Here is a 20222-nt window from a genome sequence, read left to right as displayed (position 1 = left end):
TTAATGCTTTGACCGACGTGCCGCGGACAAAGACAAAGATTCATTAACCCGCACAAGGTGCGTCATAATGCCCCAAAACACTCACATCTGAATTAGTTTCTCAGCGCCCTGGCTCTACTGCAATTCAAGCAACCCATTGCATACACCTACTTTTAAAGGTTTAAGAGCTGTTTTACAAACAGGTACATCGGTATTAAGGAGCAATCGGCTTATCCCTGTCCGAGGTCATATCATAAAGCTGATACTGCCGGCCCAACATCTGACCACCGTCACGCGTTAACGGCGTCCAGCTGATAGTTGGCCGACTACGGGTTGGCTGGGTGCTCATCAGGTCAAGCGGAATAGAGATGTAGAACCCTTTGGTAAAGGAACCTTCGCCATACTCTTCTTTAGAAACGTCAGTCTGCGTGGCATACGCGCCAATCACTACCCCGCTATCAAAGCGCTTGGAGATATCCAGGGTCGCGCCCTTATCCTTCGCCAAGTACTGCCCCACGCTCAGTTTTAACAATATATCGTCCGCGAACCACGGCCGCCAGTACCCCGTTAAATGGCCGGTGGCGACTTTATAATTCGTGAACTGCATCATGTTGTCCCAGTCACGCTGTTTCACGTAGTTGCCATCGATCCCCACGGCCCAGTTGGCATCCAACGGGCGGTACAGCAGTTCAGCCCCTACGCCGCCATACATCATTTCCAGGTAGCCGCCGTATATCTGGCCGTAGAAATCATTGCCTAATGCCTGCACATAGTTTGTTTGCAGTGACTGGACATAGACATCATTCTCTACATAGTCACGAATATGGGTACGGACGCGTGGTAAGGTAGAATCTGAAGGTGTACCGTCATAATTGAATTTATTGTAGTTATTCGTGACGTTGGCAAAGACACTCCCTTCAACCAGCCAATTGTTGGTCAGCCAGTAGCTGGCATCGCCAACCACACCAATTTGGTACATGTAGAAACTTTCAGGCCCCCCGACTGACTGACGTAAAACCGGGCTGAGGCTATAATCTAAACGGTTCTTATCCTTATAGAAGCCCTGACCTTGAGTGGTGTCAGGTTCGATTCGCTGCTGGCGTAGCGGTTGCTCCTGGCCAAGAGGATAACCTTCCTGCTGTTGCCGCAGACTGGCAATATCCGTACGCGTAGTGACCAGCGGCATGCCAAAGCGGGACTGAGTGACTTCAAGGGTTTTCACGTTAGCAGGAAGATCGTTCACCATGATCAGATTGGCGCGATCCACCCCGTTTTGCGTGTTCAGGTATTTATCCTGTTCCCCGCTGGCTTTCAATTTATCCCCCGTAATCTCCACGCGAGGCCCGCTCAACCCGGCAGTGTCTTCCAGCTCATTCAGCTGATTAGCCGCTACGCTATATTGAACGACGTGTGGAGCCTGCTCTTCAGGTTGGTAAGCTGGTTTCGGATCCTGGTAGAATGGGTGCAAATCATTGGCGTTCATACGCAAGGTAAAGCCAAACATGAACGTATTGCCACGCTCATAGCTGGCGTTCACATCCATCCAGTCAGTGAGTCGGTACACCATTCCCCAGTTCCACTTGCTACTTTGAGGTAACTGTCCGGCAAAATCATCGCGATAATTATTGCCATCATATTCTAATTTCAGCCGCAGCGGTTGCCATGGTGTCTGCCATGAAACGCCGCCAAATACGCCTGCTGGACCTTTAAATGTATCGCTAAAATTGAAATCACCGGTAGAATGGCTGCTAGAACGTTCACAGTATCTATCACTATATGAACAGAATGGATTGGTAATATTACCGCTGTTTCCGATATACCCCCAGCCAATCCCCAGAGAGAAGTCTAAAGGCCCCACCGCTTTGTTGGCGACAAAATATTCGCTGTCAAATAAGCCGGTCCCGCCGATATCCCGCATTCCATAAGCCACCTGTGGAAGGTAGTGGCTCTCTTCCCATAAACGCAGTTTGATATCAAACGATTTATCTTTATAACTTTGGCTGCCGCTGAAACTAGGATCGTTGCTGTAAAGGCGATCTCGCACGTCGGTATAGCGCAGCGTCGTCTCCAGCCACGGGAACATCGCAATTGAGATGGAGTAAAAACGATATTGGTCATTATTACGATAGTTGGCGCTAATTTCCCCTTCCTGAGGAACGCGCGCGGTGGGCGTTTGCATCAAACCCGCACCGCCAAAATCCGATTGAGAGGGCCCCAAAGGGAGCGGATAAGTTTCAGCTTCCTCAGCGTGGCAGGCAAACGCAACGGAAACGGTAAGTAAGCTAAGGAGGAAGTCTCTTTTCATTAATTTGGCATCCGATGCGTCAGAACTGAGATGATTTTCTGATTCAGGTCTTCATTATCCGCAGGCAAAGCGCTTGAGGCAAACGACACCACAATAATACTCCCCGGTTGGGGCTCGACATGCCGTCGGTTCCAGTAATCGACTGGCGCAACACGAACAGCACCATCGGGATCAATCACCGTCACCTGACTGAGCTCAGCCCCGGACAAATAATCATGGCCATCGAGATATTCACTGACCTGGCGCCCCGGCTGCCACACCAACGTTCCGGCCCTACTGACGGGACCAAACAGAGTAACAGAACCAGTTTCCGAAGCCTGATACAGGCTGTAATCACCGCTCAAAGTCCGGTTAGCTTTATCATTATTGTTCACTAATGCCGGATCGAGAGAGGTAAATTGCCTGCCTGTAACTTTTATATCCTTGAGCTGAGCGATCACCTGATTAATTGCCGCTGCACGGTCACCCTCTTCACGATTTGCCCAGCTCCGTAACTGGGTAAGCGTCTGCTGGAATTCCTGGTTTGCCAGGCGCGTCGCAGTTGGAGTCGCAATCACCATCCCCGGCTGGTATTGGCCGAACGCCGGGTCGGCGACCAGCTGGCGCAAATCCTTCACCTGATTGACGGTCTGGCTATGTCCTCCGCCAGGAGGATAAATCACGACTCGCCCATCTGCCAGGGCTGCAGCCGAGGTAAACGCCAGCATTCCGCAAAATCCAAATATGCTTGTTTTTATTTTCATTATGGCATCGTCGCTTTTAGAAGGCTGATTTCAACAGGTAGTACAGCGCCAAGATGCTGCTTGCTCTGACGAACCTGTCCAGTGGCGGTATCAACCCAGAATATATTTTGCCAGCTGCTGCCGGTAGCCTGAAGTGAAACATCTTCTTGCCAAATCTGGCAAGGTATCGACTTCCCGGCCAGATTGAGCACTTCACTGCCCTGCAAGCTAAAATGGGATGTCAGTACGGAAGAAAGAGGGTTTCCCTTCTCCGTCCAGCGGACGGTGCGGGTCCAGCTTGTCCCATCACGCAGCGCCTTCGCCCTCAGCAGCGGATCCTGCTGCAGGTTGGAAACCGATAGTAAATTATCCCGATAGCCCAAGGACTTAACCAGACGCCCATTTTGGGTTACAAAAACCACCTGATCGCTGGTCACCCAATAATCCAGGCCATCTTGATGATAACCGGCTACATATAGGCGCGGCACCTGAGGAAGGCGGAGGTAAATACTACCATAAGGGGCTGGCAGGCTGGCGATCCTGGCATCAGGGATGGTGATATCATCCTGACCAAGCAGCGCCTGTTTAAAGGTGTCCCCAACGCTACGTTGGGACGGAGTACAAGCTTGTAAACACAGCAGGCAAAGCAGCAACGTTAAATAGCGCACGAGAAATACCCTGCACAGAAGGATAATGAAAAATAACCACACTTTCGTGTGGTTATAAATTATATTTTTTGGGCTTAGCGGGTTGTTGCTGTTGTGGTCGTGGTACTAGTATTACTGTTAGAGTTGCCATCGTTATTAGCCATAGCAACTGCGATCCCCGCAGCAACGGCCACACCAACCCCAACGCCAATCATAGTAGTGTCGCCACTACTCATTGTTGAAGGATTAGCTGGAGCGGCTGAGGCACCCATAGACGCGCCTGCCAGCATCAGCACCGCCAATACGCTCATAGTTTTCTTCATAATGACTCCTTATCATCGGATGAAAAAACGACTTACATGAGCTAACACAATAGCTCAATAAACTTCATAAATAAAACACAAAAAGCACAACAATACTGTCTGCTTATAACAGCAATTTTTACACAAAAAAGGAAAAACAATGATTTAATAATAATTATTATTTATTTATTTATTTAAAATCAGTTAGTTATGATAAAAGATGAAGTAACCATGGCATCATTCCGCTATGCCACAAATTCCTTATCAAGATACGCCAGCTACCCGTTCAGAGTATGCTAACAAAATGGTAGCCGTCAGAAATTTTTCTTAACAAACTGAAATTTAAGTTTTCTTTAACCAGGAAAACCACTCAATGGCTCAGGCTATCCTTCGAACACACAGCGTATAACATATTCCGCCGGCATAAGGAAATTCTGAAAAATCGTCAATATACACCAGAGAGCATTTATCTACAATGCCCTGTTAACACTCCTGACAACCACCATTAGGCGTTTCTGGCACGCATACCTGTGACTTGAGTCATATGCCCAGGTACCAGGTCATCCATATTCTGTAAGACTGTTTCAAAAATGACCATATGAAGGTGTATTCACGCTACAGATACCGACTCAAAGGCGCGAGTCTGGACATTTGGTAGTATCAAGGGGAGTCAAAAATCCTGCCGCTCCCGTGATTCTTGACCATTTAAAGACGCTACCGCCCTTGGCTTAACAGCTACCAATGCACTGTACTTCCTTTTTAAGCCAATTGACCGACTTCATGTCCGTCGAATAGTTAATCACTAACAATAATTTTAGCGGCACCAAGTTTACGAGATTCTGCCGCTAAATGGGAGAGTAAATGAAAATTATTCACTCATTAAAAACCATCTTTGCCGACGCTAAAAAACAAACACGCAACCAGCATTGAGCTTATTAAGCAACGTTACAAAGTTTGTTACCTTAACACCCTTACCATCAGAAAAATCACACACCCGATTGTTTTTAAAGGGTTTTTATAAAAAAGATTCGAAGGAATTCATTCGATTTGCTCCCTGGTCAACTACAAAATTTAATAGATTTCGTTTGGTTATTATACTTGACAAACTTAATTTAAAATCAGACGGCAATCTTATCGCTCTATTTAGGAATCATCTCACAAGTATTATAAAAATCAGGGATATCGCTCGCGATGTAGTAACAGTTTTATATTTCATGAATATGAATCCGCTTCCACCTGTTTAATCAATCTGCAGCCATCCTGACGCTAGCGCTATGCCTGAGATAATGAGCGATACCCGTTAGTTCAACGCCATCTCTTTGACGCAATCAATAAAAATGCTTATGCAGATCCGCGCGGGTAAATGGCTTATCCAGAGGGCCAATCTTCACCGCAATCTCACCCAGTAATGACTGGGTTGGCGCTTTTACGCCGGTATTAAGCAGCAATACGGGGATCATAATTACGCTGAATAACCCGCTCCACGAAAGCTGTACATTGCCTGCACGCGCTGTCCGCGATTGCAGCAGGAGGAATAACGCGCTGCCGCTCGCCCCCAGCAGCAGGCCAGCGACCACTTCCGAGGTGGAGTGAGCGTGAATCATTAATCTGGAGTAACCCACCAGCGCCGCCAGAGCATAGCCAAGCACGATGGCAGCACAACGCACTCCCGTCGTGGCGCGAGATAAGAGGAGCCACAGGAAAATCGGCCAAAATGCCGCTGATAGCGCGGTATGCCCGCTAAAGCCGGTGAAATCGATTTCACGAATACCGATACCCCAGCCCATAAAGGCCAGTTTTGATGCGCTAACGATAGCGCCAGTGATACCGAACAAGAGTGCCCACTGACAGGCCACCTGCCGGGAGGGTGCACGCAGGAATAACACAATCAACAGTACCGCCGCGCTGGGTAACAGCACGGTGCTATCGCCAAAAAAAGAGACAAATTGCCAGCTCATTTACTTTTCATCCTTTGACGATTTCTCCTGTTCATAGCGTTTTTCCACGATATTTATGTGGGAATGCATACCCATAAACTTCACATTTTTATGCATTCATAACCGTTGTTTAATGCGTAAGTATGATCTCAGTCAAGTTTTATTTTTTTATGACCGCCGGAACAACGTATCTTTTTTGAGAATAATCTTACCAAGCTACTCTTCATTAAGATTAAATTCTGCTCATCTGACCATTGCGCGATTTTGCCGTTATCTCCGCAGATCGTCTTACACTCCGTATATTTCAGGATAATTTATTGAAACGCTCATCTAAAAACAACAACCATTTGATTTATCTTAATTTTTTAGATAAGTATTTCTTACTGACTTAACGGAAACGCACCGGCTACGAAAGCATCAAGGGCTTACTATCATAATGATGCTTCCGTATACCGATATTTTTACGCTGTCGCCGTCATATCATCAGGCAAGTAGTTTCTTGATGCTCTCGCGGAATTTGTTGCCTTCTTTATGGTTACGCAGCCCGTAATTAACAAATGCCTGCATATAGCCCATTTTCTTGCCACAATCGTAGCTCTCGCCAGTCATCAGCATCGCATCGACGGACTGCTTTTTCGCCAGCTCGGCGATGGCGTCCGTAAGCTGAATACGACCCCACGCGCCGGGTACCGTGCGCTCCAGCTCGCTCCACACGTCGGCGGACAACACGTAACGCCCTACGGCCATCAGGTCGGAGTCGAGGGTCTGTGGTTCATCCGGTTTCTCAATAAACTCCACGATGCGGCCAATCTGCCCTTCTGTTTCCAGCGGTTCAAGGGTCTGAATGACCGAATACTCTGACAGATCGCCGGACATTCTCTTCGCCAGAACCTGGCTGCGGCCCGTTTCGTTAAAGCGGGCAACCATCGCCGCGAGGTTGTAGCGCAGCGGATCGGCGCTGACATCGTCTAGTACGATATCCGGCAGCACGACGACAAACGGGTTATCGCCTACAACCGGGCGAGCGCAAAGGATAGAGTGGCCTAAGCCCAGCTGCTGTCCCTGACGCACGTTCATAATAGTGACGCCCGGCGGGCAAATAGCCTGCACTTCGGCCAGCAGCTGACGTTTTACGCGCTGTTCGAGCAGCGCTTCCAGCTCGTAGGAGGTATCAAAATGGTTTTCAACTGCGTTCTTGGATGAATGGGTAACCAGCACAATTTCCTTGATGCCGGCGGCAACAATTTCGTCAACGATGTACTGAACCATTGGTTTATCAACGATCGGCAGCATCTCTTTGGGGATCGCCTTAGTTGCCGGTAACATATGCATACCTAACCCTGCTACCGGAATAACCGCTTTCAAACTCGCCATTCTCTTATCCATCCGTAAGTTATACATCTTTCTATGCCTGTCAGACCGCATGTATCAACGGCATTTATTCCCGATAATACAGGTTTGCGACCAACCCGACTTTCCGTCAAATTCTGAATTTACGCGTTTAACCAGAGAATACACTTAAAGTATGACGATCGACAGGTTGATTTAAGAAAATTCTTATGCCATTTATTTCACAGGATCGCAACACCTAATCATCATGCCTTACCCGACTCATCTGTCCATTCTCGCTTATAAGGCGAAGCGATGTGTTTATGTACGGAAAACTTACCCAACAAATTGATATACATCAAGATTAGCACATCGCCGGGCCGCAAAACTGCTAAACGGATAGCGCTCAAAGCGTGGTCAAAAAGAGCGTTCAGCTGTGATATATCGGCATATTATCCATATACCGGAGCAGACCATGCGCCTGCTGCTACCATATAAATCTGGCGATACCATCATATATAAACGGATATTTCACAAGCCACGCGATTAGGTAGTAGGAAAAACTATACTCAATAAACTTCAAAGTGCAGATTGTTTCAGGGAGCCACATTAAGTCCTGCAGATGAAAATATTTATTTTTGACTTTATTGAGTATTTTAACCTTGGTCTTTATTATCAGCAGCCATTAACTCCAGCAGATTTCCATCAGGATCCCGAAAGAAAACAGATTGTGATGGCTGACCTGAACTCGTTTCACGGGGCACCGGGCCATGCATTATTTCGATATCGTTTTTCTCAAGTAGCTCTAACACGCTGAGAATTGTCCCTCCCCACCGGAAGCATAAATCAGCACTCCCTGGCATTGGCCTTTTAGCTACAAGTTCCACGCCATTCTCAACCTGATGTAAACTCAGGACAATATCACCCAGCGATACCTGCCTTACAAGCAGTTTCCCAAAGGGGGCGTACTCTGCATGAATTTTTGCACCAAACAATTTATCGTAAAAACAGTAAGATACTTCAAGGTCGGCAACAGTTATTGCAACATGATCAATGAGAGTTATTTTGTTCACAGGTGAACACCTTACGCTATACGTCGTTATGTCTCTGACACGGAACTGAGCACCTGAAAATTGTCGTTGATACGACAGCCCAGTTTCTGCCCCAGTTCCGGCAGGGTTCGTTCAAAAAATCCTCTTATCGCGTCCCTGAAGGCTTTCGCTGACGCAAAATACCGGTTATTCCGCACATGCTCATTCATCACCTTCCACAACCGTTCTGTCGGGTTCAGGTTCGGGCTGTACGGCGGCAGATAATGCAGTTCAATATTCATCACGAAGGCCCAGTCCTTAACCAGCGATGCCCGGTGATAAGGCGCACCGTCCAGTATCAGATGCACTTTCTGCGACACCGGATAAGTCTGGCGAACTGCAATAAAAAAACGGCAGATAGCATCCGCATTAATCTGCGGATAATCACGGGTCACCGTCCGGGCCAGGTCGTTCACGCTGAGGGCGCTGATGATGTTCAGGCGGGTCCGGCTCCCGGTGGTTTTCACCGCTTTCAGTTCCCCCTTTCTTATCCAGCCACAGCTCAGCTTCGTTGACTGCGTCGGATGTACCGCATCCATAAACAGAATGGGTTCGCTGTCACCGGCAGCCTGCTTCAGCGCTTCATAATGCGTCATGAACTGCTGCTGTTGTGCCGGGCAGAACTTATGGGGAATACCTGACGGTTTTTTCCAGGTGAACCCGTTGCGGTGAAGCCACTTATTCATACCCGGAATGCTGTAGCGCACACCGAAGCGGTCACGGACAAGCGACACGATACTGGCCGTCGTGATGTGAACAGTGTCAGTCAGAAGCTGACGAAGTTCGGCAGACTCCCCGGGAGTCAGATGCTCCTGCGAACCGCCGTTTCAGAGGTGAGCTTACCGTCGCTGAGATAATCCGATAGATGACGCAGAACCGTGGTCTCATGAATGAGCTGAGACTGCGCAATCATGGCAGGAGACCAGCCCTGAGCAGAAAGCAGCACGCAGCGTATCCGGTCGCAGACACGGCGGTCACGACTCTGCCGGTGCTGAGCCTCAAGGGCGGCAATCTGTGCGGAGGTCAGTTTTACGTTCATGGCCTGAGCATGATCCTCAGCACCGACGAAATCAAGCAGTTTCAATGATCACGGGTATAGCCAGCAGCCTGCAAAAGAAAATAGCGTTGACTCAGCGCGCCGCTGGCCCGACCTTCTTCCTCTGCCTGCGATAGCGAGAAATACTCCCGGATATAACGCCTTGCGCGTTCAGGATAACAATAACCTATCTTCCACCGGCGATACGAATTTCAATAACTTATAACCAGGATAATTCGCGCAAATATAAGCTATAGCGTTTATATTTTATCCGGTAAAATATTCATCACGATGACGTCTGTTGGTATCAAACCTCAGCGATGGCGGGGCCTGAGGGGCAGTAAACGAAATAATTCGAGTTGCAATTTAGCGGTCGCTTATCCATGATCGACGGATGGCACGCTTATGTTGGAAAGGTTTTAACGAATGATGGAATGGATTGCCGACCCCTCAATCTGGGCCGGTCTGGTAACGCTTGTCGTTATTGAACTGGTGCTCGGGATTGATAACCTGGTGTTTATCGCGATTCTTGCCGAAAAGCTTCCCCCAGCCCAGCGCGACCGCGCCCGGGTCGTTGGTCTGATGATGGCCATGCTGATGCGCCTGCTGCTGCTGGCATCGATATCCTGGTTGGTCACCCTGACAAAACCGCTGTTCACCTTTCACGATCTCAGCTTCAGCGCCCGCGACCTGATCATGCTGTTCGGCGGGTTGTTTCTGCTGTTTAAAGCCACCGTCGAGCTTAACGAGCGCCTCGAAGGCAAGGACAGCGATAACCCGGTGCAACGCAGAGGAGCGCGGTTCTGGGGCGTGGTGGCGCAGATTGTGGTGCTGGACGCCATCTTCTCGCTCGACTCGGTGATTACCGCGGTCGGCATGGTTGATCACCTGGCGGTGATGATGGCGGCGGTGGTTATCGCCATGAGCCTGATGCTGCTTGCCAGCAAAGCGTTAACCCGCTTTGTTAACAGCCACCCGACTATCGTTATCCTATGCCTCAGCTTCCTGTTAATGATCGGCTTTAGCCTGATCGCCGAAGGATTCGGCTTCCCCATCCCGAAAGGCTATCTGTACGCGGCAATCGGCTTCTCGGTGATCATTGAGTCGCTAAACCAGCTGGCGCTGTTCAACCGCCGTCGCTTTCTCTCGGCCAATCTGACGCTGCGTCAGCGCACCACGGAAGCGGTAATGAGCCTGCTGAGCGGTCACAAAGAAAATGCCGAGCTGAATACCGATACCGCGGCGCTCATCGTCAATCAGGAAGACGGCCCGCTGTTCAACCCGCAGGAGCGGCGGATGATTGAGCGGGTGCTTAATCTCAACCAGCGTACCGTCAGCAGCATCATGACCTCGCGCCACGATATCGAGCATATCGATTTGAGCGCGCCGGAAGCCGAGATCCGCGCGCTGCTGGAGAAAAACCAGCATACCCGGCTGGTGGTCACCGGCGGGAAAAATGACGAAGACCTGCTGGGCGTGGTGCACGTTATCGACCTGCTGCAGCAGTCGCTGCGCCACGAACCGCTCGACCTGCACGTTCTGCTGCGCCAGCCGCTGGTGTTCCCCGAAACTCTGCCGCTGCTGCCGGCACTCGAGCAGTTTCGTCACGCCCGCACCCACTTTGCCTTCGTGGTCGATGAATTCGGCTCCGTTGAGGGGCTGGTGACGCTGAGCGACGTGATGGAAACGATTGCCGGTAATTTGCCGAATGAGGCGGAAGAGATTGACGCCCGCCACGATATAACCAAAGACCCTGACGGCAGCTGGACGGTCAACGGCCATATGCCGCTCGAAGATTTAGTCCAGTACGTTCCCCTGGCGCTCGACGATAAGCGTGAGTATCACACCGTCGCCGGCCTGCTGATGGAATATCTCCAGCACGTGCCTGAAGCCGGAGAAGAGGTTAAGATTGGCGATTATATTCTGCGTACCCTGCAGGTCGAAAGCCACCGGGTGCAGAAGGTGCGGATTATCCCCCCGCCGGTGCATGACGACGAGCTGAATTACGAAGTGTAGAATTGTGAACTCCCCGGCAGCGCAGCGCTCGCCGGGTCTACTCATTAGCGCAGGGCCTGAAGACGCTCCCGGATAAGCGTCGCGCCATCCGGGCTCTGCCGCGGTCAAAGCTTATCGAGCAGCTTCTTCACGTCTTTGCCATCCTGGCTGTTCTTATTACGTTCCACCCAGTCGTTCAGGCGCTGCTTCGCCTCATCCTGCAGCTGTTTACGCAGAGCCTGGTCAACCTGCAGGCTGTAGCTCAGCGCCTGCCATTTACCGTAGATTCGCAGCGGAATCTCCGTCTGTTTGAGCCTGTCAACCAGCTTGCCCTCGCCTTTCCAGCCGCCAAGCACGCGGACGTTAAAGCGCATGTCGCAATCTTCTTTCAGCAGATTCAAGCCGCCCTGCCCGGTTAGCGCCATCAGCTCAGACTGCCCCTGCAAGCTCTTAAGCGTTACCTCGCCGTTATCCAGCAGCAGGTCGCTGCTCATGGAATCGAGGCGGGTCGCGTTATCGTAGTTCTGCTGCGCCTGCACGTTGGTGCTACGCGCAACGGCCTGCTGTACCAGCTGCTGGAAATTGAGCCCTTCGGTGCGGGTATCGTTCATTTGCAGATGCGCCTGCCCCTGCCAGTTACGGCGGAAGTCGTCGGCATCAATGCTCTGGCCGGAAAAATCGCCGGCCAGCGAGAGCTTGCCGGTAAGATTTAACGAGTAGTTAAAGGCCTTAAGGATGGTGGCAATCTCGACGTTATCGAGTTTTGGCTGGAACGACGCCTCGGGGGTATCCCTGCGCGCATCCAGCGTGCCGGGCAGAGAGATAAGCCCGCCGTCGAGCTCGCCCTGCAGCTGGTTAATCGTCAGCAGCCCCTGCTGGTTGCTGATATCGCTCTTCACCTGAGTAAAATTCATGCCCCGCCACTGCAGGCGATCCGCGGTCAACGCCATATGCGCGCTGAAGCCGCGCAGGCTAGCGTAATCCTGCTGAATGTCGCTATCGGCAATCACCGGGCGCATCTGCCGCGGCTGGCTTTGCCCCTGCTGGATCGCCGCGCTATCGCCGGCGGTTTCGGTATGGGTCAGCAGGCTATCGAGATTCAGCGTACCGGCGTGGAGATTAAGCTTCCAGTCGGCCTGCTCGCCAAGCACCACGCTGGCATTGCCGGAAATCGCGCTGCCGTTAGCCGTCAGATTCAGCTTATCAAAGCTGAGCTTTTTCTGATCCTCAAGCCAGCTTGCCTGCAGGCTGCCCTGGCCGCTGATGCCGTTAACCGGCAGCTCGGCGCCGCGCAGCTGCCAGTTAAGCTGAGAAATGTCGGCCTGCAGGGAGTGCGGATAATCGCCGCCCTGCACCTCGGCGGAGAAAGAGAGCGCCAGATCGCGCTGATCGCGATTGACCCGCCCGGAGAAATCGAGCGTCGCGTGATGATTTTGATCCTGTTCCATCTGCAGACGAATATCGCGCACCGTCACCTGCTCGCCGCTATCATGCTGGAAGAACAGCACGCTATCGACAACCTTCAGCTGACGCACGTCATAGGACCAGCCGCTATCTTCCGACACCTGCGGCAGCGTGTTGTCATGCGGAACCACCGGCGCATTCAGATCGCGCACCGCTTCCGTTTTTGGCGTCAGCTGGATAACCGCGCCTTTGAGCAGCACCTGCTTAACCTGCAGCTGGTGGGAAATCAGCGGCAGCAGCGCCACGTCGAGGCGCATATTGTCCGCGCGCACCACCGGTTCGTCCGCGCCGGGCGCCGTCAGCGTCATGCGCCCGGAGAGGATGCTCAGCTGCGGCCAGACGTGCCAGCGCAGCGGGCCATCGAGTTTGAGCTGATAACCGCTACGCTCCGCTACCTTATGCACCATATAGGCGCGAAAATCATTGGGATTGACCAGCAATACCAATGCGGTAAGCCCGGCGACAACTACCGCCAGTAAGATCATCAGCGTCGTCAGAATTCGTCTCATGGCATCCTCAGCAAGCCGCTTACGTTATCAATCCTTGTCGATTCGACTCGCCACCGCGCCCTGCTGGTCGCGATATTTGGCGTCTTCACGGCGGTTATAGGGACGGGCCGCCGGGCCGGACAGCGGTTCAAAACTCAATGCGCCGATCGGCATCCCCGGACGCAGCGCCAGCGGCAGCTTGCCGGAGTTATAGAACTCGAGCACGATGCAGCCAGACCAGCCCGGATCGATGCGGTGCGCGGTGACGTGGACCATCAGCCCCAGACGCGCCAGCGACGAACGCCCGTCCAGCCAGCCCACCAGATCCGCAGGCAGGGTCACCGACTCAAAGGTAACCGCTAGCGCCAGCTCGCCCGGATGCAGATAGAACGCCTCGCCTTCCGGCAGGACGATCTCTTCGCTCATCACGCGATCCAGCGCCGCGGCCACTTCCGCCTTCGGCCCGCTCAGGTCGATAAACGGCGCCGTATGGCCGCGAAAGGTGCGGAACTTATTGCCCAGGCGGACGTCGACGGTCGCGCCATTAATGCGCTCAACGGGCGGACGCGGGCTGATGGATAGCCGCCCCTCATCCAACCAGGCTTCTATATCTCGGTCGCACAGACGCATGAGCTTTCTCCTTTAAGGCATCGCGCCCTTACACCTTCCGGGGATAAGGGCGATAGGGGTTATCTTTGCACGTTACACAATTCGTTAGTGTTATTCAAAGAACTGGCTGATCTTGGCCTTCAGAATATCAATCGCAATGCGGTTCTTACCGCCGCGCGGCACGATGATGTCGGCATACTGCTTGGAGGGGTCAATAAACTGCAGGAACATCGGACGGACGGTTTTCTGATACTGCGCCATCACCGAATCCATCGAGCGGCCGCGTTCGTTAACGTCACGCTTAATACGGCGCATCAGGCAGATATCCAGCGGCGTATCGACGAAAATGGAAAAGTTTAATTCATTGCGTAGACGCACGTCGGTCAGGAGCAAAATCCCCTCGAGGATAATCACTTTCTTCGGCTCGATGTGGATCGTTTCCGGCATACGCGTGTGCTCAACGTAGCTGTAAACCGGTAGTTCAATCGGCTGGCCGCTTTTCAGCATCTGCAGGTGCTGGAACAGCAGGCTATGGTCCATCGAGCTGGGATGGTCATAGTTCGTTTTTACCCGCTCTTCCATCGACAAATGACCTTGATCTTTGTAGTAGCTGTCTTCCGGAATAACGCCGATGTGCTCGTCGCCAACCTGCTCGCGCAGTTCGCGATAAAGCGTGCTGGCAATAAGACTTTTTCCCGAAGCCGATGCGCCGGCGATGCCTATAATGACGCACTGATGAGACGTATCAGTCATAAATTTTGCGACCTGATTAACCTGGATGTATATGGAAGGGTGACGTTTTAGCGTCAAACGCGGCAATTATAGGGGCTTCAGCGCGGCGATACCAGCGCTATGCGCCCCGTTAGGCTATTCCGCCGCCGGGGTCCACCCTTCGGTATACCAGATGTGCAGCAGCGCATAGGATCGCCACGGCTGCCAGCGGCTGGCATAGCGAGCGATGCGCGCCGGGGTCATGTCGGGGAAGCGCTGCTTAATCAGGTAATCATCGGCGAGGAAAATATCCTGCGCCTGCCAGCCGCGCAGGGCGAAATAGCTCGCGGTCCAGCGGCCAATGCCCGGCAGGGTTTCCAGCTGCTTCATCCCCGCCGCGATATCGCCCGGCGCCGTCAGGGGCAGGTCGCCGCTGATGGCCGCCTGCGCCAGATGAATCAGCGCTTCGGCGCGGCGCAGAGGCATGCCCAGCGCCTTCAGCGCCAGCGGATCGGCCTGCGCCAGCCGCTGCGGCGACGGAAAAAGAACATATCCCGGCGCCAGCGCCAGCGGCTCGCCGAAGGCCGCCGCCACCTTCGCCGTCAGCCTGGCCGCCATCGCCACGCTCACCAGCTGTCCCAGCACCGCCCGCACCGCCTGCTCGAAGGCGTCGAGGCAGCCGGGCAGACGCAGGCCCGGGCGCGCCAGCGCCAGCGGGCCCAGCGCGTGCATAATCTGCTGCGGGTCGCAGGCGAGGTCAAACATACGCGCCACCCGCCGCAGACATTCGTCCGCCACCGGCAGCAGCCCCTCGGAGAGCGTCACCCTCAGCCCCTGCGCGGCGTAGTCCGGGGCGATGGTTATCAGCCCGCCGTGCCCCGCCAGGGAGAAACTGCGGGTATAGCGCCCTTCGCTAAAGGTTTCGACTCCCTGAACCGCACGGGCGCCGAGAAATCCGAGTATCCACTCCCCGTCGTAGGGCGGGTGCCAGGGTAATAGCGTCATAGTTTCTCCTGATGAATTGCCTCAATGATAGCCGCTCCGCGGATGCCGTACCTTGCTTTTAAATTCCAGTTGTCGCCGTGGCGGCAATCCGCTAAAGTCGCCCCCCTTCTTCACTGGCATGGGGATTTTCAGGTCATGTTTATTGGTTTTGACTACGGAACCGCCAACTGTTCGGTTGCCGTCATGCGCGATAATACGCCGCAGCTGTTAACGCTGGAAAACGGCAGCAAGCTGCTGCCTTCAATGCTCTCTGCGCCGACCCGCGAAGCGGTCAGCGAGTGGCTCTACCGGCATCATAGCGTCCCCACCAACGGCGATGAAAATCAGGCGCTGCTGCGTCGCGCGATGAACTTTAACCGCGAGGAGGATATTGAGGTTCTCAATAGCAGCGTGCAGTTTGGTCTCGCCTCCCTGCACCAGTACGTCGATGACCCGGAGGAAGTGTACTTCGTTAAATCGCCGAAATCCTTCCTCGGCGCCAGCGGCCTGAAGCCGCAGCAGGTCGCGCTGTTTGAAGATCTGGTCTGCGCCATGATGGTCCATATTAAGCAGCAGGCGCAAACCCAGCTGTCGGAGAGCATCGACCAGGCGGTCATCGGCCGGCCGATTAACTTCCAGGGACTCGGCGGCGACGAGGCTAACGCCCAGGCGCAGGGGATCCTCGAGCGCGCGGCGCAGCGTGCCGGATTCCGCGAGGTGGTGTTTCAGTTTGAGCCGGTGGCGGCGGGGCTCGATTTCGAAGCCACGCTCGGCGCGGAAAAGCGCGTGCTGGTTGTCGATATCGGCGGCGGTACCACCGACTGCTCGCTGCTGCTGATGGGCCCGGAGTGGCGTCAGAAGGCCGATCGCCAGCAAAGCCTGCTGGGGCACAGCGGCTGTCGCGTCGGCGGGAACGATCTTGATATCTCCCTCGCCTTTAAGTGCCTGATGCCGCTGCTCGGCATGGGCGGCGAAACCGAAAAGGGCATCGCCCTGCCGGTTCTGCCGTGGTGGAACGCGGTGGCGATTAACGACGTCCCGGCGCAGACGGATTTCTACAGCAGCGCCAACGGCAGGCTGCTCAACGATTTAGTCCGCGATGCCCGCGACGGCGAGAAGGTCGCGCTGCTGGCCAAGGTATGGCGCCAGCGCCTCGGCTATCGCCTGGTACGCGGTGCCGAAGAGAGCAAAATTGCCCTCTCCGCGCAGGATAGCGTCACCGCCGGACTGCCGTTTATCAGCGCCGACCTGGCAACCGCCATCAGCCAGCAGGGGCTGGAAGCCGCGCTGAACCAGCCGCTGGCGCGCATTATGGAGCAGGTTCAGCTCGCGCTGGACAGCAGCAGCGAAACGCCGGACGTCATCTATCTGACCGGCGGTAGCGCCCGCTCGCCGCTGATTAAGAAAGCGCTGGCGGCCCATCTGCCGGGAATTCCCGTTGCCGGCGGCGACGACTTTGGCTCGGTCACCGCCGGCCTCGCCCGCTGGGCGCAGGTGGTCTTTAGCTAACCCCGCTACGGGCGGCCGCTCCTTCGGCTGCCCCGTCGTCTGTCGCTGCGTCAGTGTCGCTATTTGGCAATATCACCAAATAAAATAGAGATTCTCAGCCCGCCCCGGGTGCCTGCTATCACAAAATGCTCTCTCCCGTCCTCTTTCATTCGTGATATACCCTATGGCGCGATCCCGCCCGCGGCGCTGTCGCAAGGCTTTGGCCCGTCATAACAAAGAGAAATGGCGAACTGAAATAAAGCTGGAATATTCTCCGTCGGGTCAGCAAAATGCTTTCGCGTCTGAACCTCTGCATTTTTCCCCGGAATACCGGCGGATTGACGCTGCCGGTTATTCACTGTCGCGCTATTTAAAATACCGTTATCAATACCGCAAGGGGGCGTGATTGGATCGCGTGTGCGCTATTTTTGCTACGGCTAAGCCGGTAGCCTGCTTCAGGTGCCTTTTTTTAGTCTGCTGCGGCGTATTGATCTCCCTCCAGAGCGTGGCGCCGGCGCATGCTGAATCCCGCCAGCTGGGGAGCGATATTCCCCTTTACTGGTTCGTCGACGCCGACGGCGGGATGACGGTGGATGCTTTCGCCTCGCTGCCCGTCAGCGACCTGCAGCCGCTGAGCAAAATCCCCTCTTTTGGCTACTCGCGCAAAGCCTGGTGGCTTAAGGCCACCTTACCGGCCTCTTACTTCGCCGGCCAGCCGCGCTGGCTGAAGGTTGGCCCCTCCTTTATCGATAACCTGACGGTATTCTACCGCCCGGCCGGCAGCGCTGCTCCCTGGGTTCGCAAGGCGTTCGGCGACCGCGCTCCGGCCAGGGAGAGCGATATCGACTATCGCGAAAGCGTACTGATTCTTCCGCCGCCGGGCCCGGCGGGATACGAGGTGGTTTTCCATCTTCAGAGCAGCAGCACCCTGATCCTGCTGGCGACCCTCTCTTCCGCCGAGGAGTTCGTCCAGGCCGCCACCGCCGATACCGCCTTCTGGAGCTTCTATTTCGGTCTGGCCATTATTGCTAGCGGCATTGCCCTGTGGCTGGCCATTGTGCTGCGCCGCCGCCTGCTGTGGGGGATCTGCCTCTTCTCCCTCAACTACCCGCTGGTTGCGGCGCTGCACGGCTACCCGGAGTGGCTATTCGGCCAGGCGGTGCTGCCCGTTCAGGACTACATGATCAGCTGCCTGTCGCTGCTCAGCTACGCCACCGCCCTGTGGCTGCATGGCGAAGTGTTCGACCTGAAGAGGAATATGCCCGGGCTCTATCGGCTGCTGCTGGTGGCGGTGGGTTTGAACGTCGCGCTCCAGCTGAGCATTCCGCTGGGCTTTTACGGGCTGGCGATGCAGATTGAGGCCGGGATCTTTTTTATTGCCTCGCCGGTGCTGCTGACAACCTCGTGGATGCTGTGGCGGCGCAAAGCGATCGATCTCAATACGTTGCTCCTTGGCCTGCTGCCGCCGCTCTACGTCGCCTCGGCGGTGCTGGTGCTGCTGTCGATAAACGGCATCATTCCCTATCATCAGGCGGTCTACTCCGCCTGGCAGTACGCGCTGATCGTCCATATCATCACCGTGCTGATCATCGCCGTACGGCGGGTTCGCGCGGAAAACCGCCGGCTGCTGCAGAAACAGCAGCTGGCGCGGGAGCTGCGCATCGAGCGTGAAGCCAGCTTTCATCAGCGCCAGTTTATGGGGATGGTGGCGCACGAGTTCAGAACGCCGCTGGCGATTATCCAGGCCGCGCTGGAAAACCTGCGGCTGTACGCCGCAACTGAGGAGCAGCAGCCCCGGCTGGATCGGATGCAGCGGGCGACTACCCGCCTCGTGCAGCTCACCGATAACTGTCTGGCCGATGCCCGGCTCTCCTCCGAGGCGTTTTCCGTCGATAAACAGGACGCGGCGCTGCTGCCGGTGATTCAGATGGCGGCGACGGTGGTGGACCTCTCGCTAAAACACAATCTCAAGGTCAGGCTGGAAGAGCGTCTCGTGACGCCCGATGCCCCCTCGCCGGTGCTGTTTATCGATAGCGGCCTGCTGTGCGTGGCGCTGGCCAACCTGCTCGACAATGCGGTGAAGTATGCCTCCTCCGGCGAAATCGTCATCGATATCGCGCAAAAGGAGCGGCACGTCGAGATCAGGATCCGCGACATGGGCCCGGGCATTGCCGCCGCAGAAAGCGAGCTTATTTTTGAGCGCTACCGACGCGGCGAAACGCGCGGCGCATCACCGGCCGGCAGCGGCCTCGGGCTGTACGTTGCCAGACAGATTGTCCAGGCCCACGGCGGTGATTTATGGCTGGCAGCGAATACGCCGGCCGGCTGCGAATTTGCGTTAACGATTCCCCAGACAAAACAACAGAAGGCCAGGTTATGACATTACGCGTGGCTATTATTGAAGATAGCGCTGATTTACTCGATGAACTGCAGGCCTTCCTCCGCCACCGCGGGTTTGCGGCCTGGGGCGTACGCAGCGCCGAGGCGTTCTGGCGGCAGCTGCACGCCAACCCGGTAGATATTGTATTAATTGATATCGGCTTACCGGGCGAAGACGGCTTCAGCGTGCTGGAGTATCTGCATCAGCTTGGCCAGTTTGGGCTGATCGTCATTACCGCCAGAGGCCACCAGCAGGACAAGCTGCAGGCGTTAAACCTCGGCGCGGACTTCTACCTGATTAAACCGGTTAACTTTTCCGACCTCGCGGAGACCATCCACGGGCTGGGCGTCCGGCTGAAGGGGCAGCAGACGGTGACGTCCGCAACGCCGGCGCGATTAGCCGAACCGGCATCCCTCGCTCCGTGGACGCTGCAGGCTGAGCGGCTGATCGCGCCGTCGGGGCTGACCCTTCCGCTGACGCAGCAGGAGTACCGGCTGATGGAGATCCTGATGCGCAACCGCAATGAAGTGTGCAGCAAGGTCGATCTGCACGCCTGGCTCTTCACCGACGAAGGCGAACCCGAGCTGCACCGCATCGACGTGGTCATCAGCCGGCTGCGGCACAAGGCGCGGCTGCACGGCATCAGCCTGCCCATCCGCGCCATTTTCGGCAAAGGGCTGGCGTTTCTTTCCTGACGCGCAATGGGCCGGAACTCCCTTTCCGCGCCGTCGCTATTGCCGGGACATTATTCATTT

Annotated in this window: 15 protein-coding genes and 1 pseudogene; 4 read left to right on the top strand and 12 right to left on the bottom strand. The window is 54.7% G+C overall.

Going from position 1 to position 20222, the window contains the following annotated elements; genetic code table 11:
* Positions 1-193 precede the first annotated feature (193 nt).
* The 8 genes and pseudogenes from AC1M2H_RS09395 to AC1M2H_RS09360 all read right to left on the bottom strand — a co-directional run bounded on the left by AC1M2H_RS09395 (position 194) and on the right by AC1M2H_RS09360 (position 9351).
* The gene (locus AC1M2H_RS09395) at positions 194-2284 is read right to left on the bottom strand and encodes a YjbH domain-containing protein (RefSeq protein WP_480151161.1); all 2091 of its coding nucleotides are present in this window, start codon (positions 2282-2284) and stop codon (positions 194-196) included.
* The gene (locus AC1M2H_RS09390; RefSeq protein WP_480151160.1) at positions 2284-3027 is read right to left on the bottom strand and encodes a capsule biosynthesis GfcC family protein; all 744 of its coding nucleotides are present in this window, start codon (positions 3025-3027) and stop codon (positions 2284-2286) included. Before AC1M2H_RS09390 ends, AC1M2H_RS09395 begins: the two co-directional genes overlap by 1 nt.
* Positions 3027-3674 (bottom strand): YjbF family lipoprotein, encoded by a 648-nt coding sequence (locus AC1M2H_RS09385; RefSeq protein WP_480151159.1) that lies wholly within the window; start codon positions 3672-3674, stop codon positions 3027-3029. The genes AC1M2H_RS09390 and AC1M2H_RS09385 overlap by 1 nt, the downstream gene beginning before the upstream one ends.
* Positions 3675-3748: 74 nt before the next feature.
* Positions 3749-3976: a hypothetical protein gene (locus tag AC1M2H_RS09380; RefSeq protein ID WP_480151158.1), complete on the bottom strand. Its 228-nt coding sequence runs from the start codon at positions 3974-3976 to the stop codon at positions 3749-3751.
* Between the two features lie 1307 nt (positions 3977-5283).
* A complete protein-coding gene (locus AC1M2H_RS09375; protein ID WP_480151157.1) occupies positions 5284-5913 on the bottom strand; it encodes a phosphatase PAP2 family protein in 630 nt (209 codons plus the stop codon).
* Between the two features lie 462 nt (positions 5914-6375).
* Complete coding sequence (gene galF, locus AC1M2H_RS09370; protein WP_480151156.1) at positions 6376-7266, bottom strand: UTP--glucose-1-phosphate uridylyltransferase GalF; 891 nt, start codon at positions 7264-7266, stop codon at positions 6376-6378.
* 611 nt (positions 7267-7877) lie between these two features.
* Positions 7878-8294 (bottom strand): VOC family protein, encoded by a 417-nt coding sequence (locus tag AC1M2H_RS09365; protein WP_480151155.1) that lies wholly within the window; start codon positions 8292-8294, stop codon positions 7878-7880.
* A gap of 26 nt (positions 8295-8320) precedes the next feature.
* A pseudogene (locus tag AC1M2H_RS09360) lies at positions 8321-9351 on the bottom strand (IS630 family transposase).
* A 426-nt stretch (positions 9352-9777) separates the two neighbouring features.
* Between AC1M2H_RS09360 and AC1M2H_RS09355 the strand changes: the two are divergent.
* Positions 9778-11364, top strand: coding sequence for a TerC family protein (locus AC1M2H_RS09355; RefSeq protein WP_480151887.1), 1587 nt, complete (start codon positions 9778-9780; stop codon positions 11362-11364).
* Between the two features lie 104 nt (positions 11365-11468).
* On the opposite strand, the gene asmA is transcribed toward AC1M2H_RS09355, so the two are convergent.
* The 4 genes from asmA to alkA all read right to left on the bottom strand — a co-directional run bounded on the left by asmA (position 11469) and on the right by alkA (position 15620).
* Positions 11469-13316: an outer membrane assembly protein AsmA gene (gene asmA / locus AC1M2H_RS09350; RefSeq protein ID WP_480151154.1), complete on the bottom strand. Its 1848-nt coding sequence runs from the start codon at positions 13314-13316 to the stop codon at positions 11469-11471.
* Positions 13317-13343: 27 nt separating this feature from the next.
* A complete protein-coding gene (dcd, locus tag AC1M2H_RS09345) occupies positions 13344-13925 on the bottom strand; it encodes a dCTP deaminase (RefSeq protein ID WP_102004703.1) in 582 nt (193 codons plus the stop codon).
* A gap of 90 nt (positions 13926-14015) precedes the next feature.
* Entirely contained in the window at positions 14016-14657 is a 642-nt protein-coding gene (gene udk / locus AC1M2H_RS09340) for a uridine kinase (RefSeq protein ID WP_041146397.1), read from the bottom strand.
* A gap of 114 nt (positions 14658-14771) precedes the next feature.
* Entirely contained in the window at positions 14772-15620 is an 849-nt protein-coding gene (gene alkA, locus AC1M2H_RS09335; RefSeq protein WP_480151153.1) for a DNA-3-methyladenine glycosylase 2, read from the bottom strand.
* A 135-nt stretch (positions 15621-15755) separates the two neighbouring features.
* Here alkA and yegD point away from each other — a divergent pair, with 135 nt between their 5' ends.
* From yegD to AC1M2H_RS09320, 3 genes are all read left to right on the top strand, one after another.
* Complete coding sequence (yegD, locus tag AC1M2H_RS09330) at positions 15756-17108, top strand: molecular chaperone (protein WP_480151152.1); 1353 nt, start codon at positions 15756-15758, stop codon at positions 17106-17108.
* Between the two features lie 394 nt (positions 17109-17502).
* A complete protein-coding gene (locus AC1M2H_RS09325) occupies positions 17503-19467 on the top strand; it encodes a sensor histidine kinase (RefSeq protein WP_480151886.1) in 1965 nt (654 codons plus the stop codon).
* Positions 19464-20162, top strand: a complete 699-nt coding sequence (locus AC1M2H_RS09320; protein WP_480151151.1) for a response regulator transcription factor — start codon at positions 19464-19466, stop codon at positions 20160-20162. The genes AC1M2H_RS09325 and AC1M2H_RS09320 overlap by 4 nt, the downstream gene beginning before the upstream one ends.
* Positions 20163-20222: the final 60 nt, after the last annotated feature.

The organism is Klebsiella sp. F11 (assembly GCF_056712265.1).
The sequence above is the reverse complement of the archived record's forward strand: the minus strand, read 5'-3'. Positions and strand labels throughout refer to the sequence as shown.

What these genes read in the sequence shown, in the direction of transcription:
- AC1M2H_RS09390 (WP_480151160.1), bottom strand. Translation starts at nt 3,027, where the DNA reads ATGAAAATAAAAACAAGCATATTTGGATTTTGCGGAATGCTGGCGTTT.
- galF (WP_480151156.1), bottom strand. Translation starts at nt 7,266, where the DNA reads ATGGCGAGTTTGAAAGCGGTTATTCCGGTAGCAGGGTTAGGTATGCAT.
- udk (WP_041146397.1), bottom strand. Translation starts at nt 14,657, where the DNA reads ATGACTGATACGTCTCATCAGTGCGTCATTATAGGCATCGCCGGCGCA.
- yegD (WP_480151152.1), top strand. Translation starts at nt 15,756, where the DNA reads ATGTTTATTGGTTTTGACTACGGAACCGCCAACTGTTCGGTTGCCGTC.
- AC1M2H_RS09320 (WP_480151151.1), top strand. Translation starts at nt 19,464, where the DNA reads ATGACATTACGCGTGGCTATTATTGAAGATAGCGCTGATTTACTCGAT.
- AC1M2H_RS09355 (WP_480151887.1), top strand. Translation starts at nt 9,778, where the DNA reads ATGGAATGGATTGCCGACCCCTCAATCTGGGCCGGTCTGGTAACGCTT.
- AC1M2H_RS09395 (WP_480151161.1), bottom strand. Translation starts at nt 2,284, where the DNA reads ATGAAAAGAGACTTCCTCCTTAGCTTACTTACCGTTTCCGTTGCGTTT.
- alkA (WP_480151153.1), bottom strand. Translation starts at nt 15,620, where the DNA reads ATGACGCTATTACCCTGGCACCCGCCCTACGACGGGGAGTGGATACTC.
- AC1M2H_RS09380 (WP_480151158.1), bottom strand. Translation starts at nt 3,976, where the DNA reads ATGAAGAAAACTATGAGCGTATTGGCGGTGCTGATGCTGGCAGGCGCG.
- dcd (WP_102004703.1), bottom strand. Translation starts at nt 13,925, where the DNA reads ATGCGTCTGTGCGACCGAGATATAGAAGCCTGGTTGGATGAGGGGCGG.
- asmA (WP_480151154.1), bottom strand. Translation starts at nt 13,316, where the DNA reads ATGAGACGAATTCTGACGACGCTGATGATCTTACTGGCGGTAGTTGTC.
- AC1M2H_RS09375 (WP_480151157.1), bottom strand. Translation starts at nt 5,913, where the DNA reads ATGAGCTGGCAATTTGTCTCTTTTTTTGGCGATAGCACCGTGCTGTTA.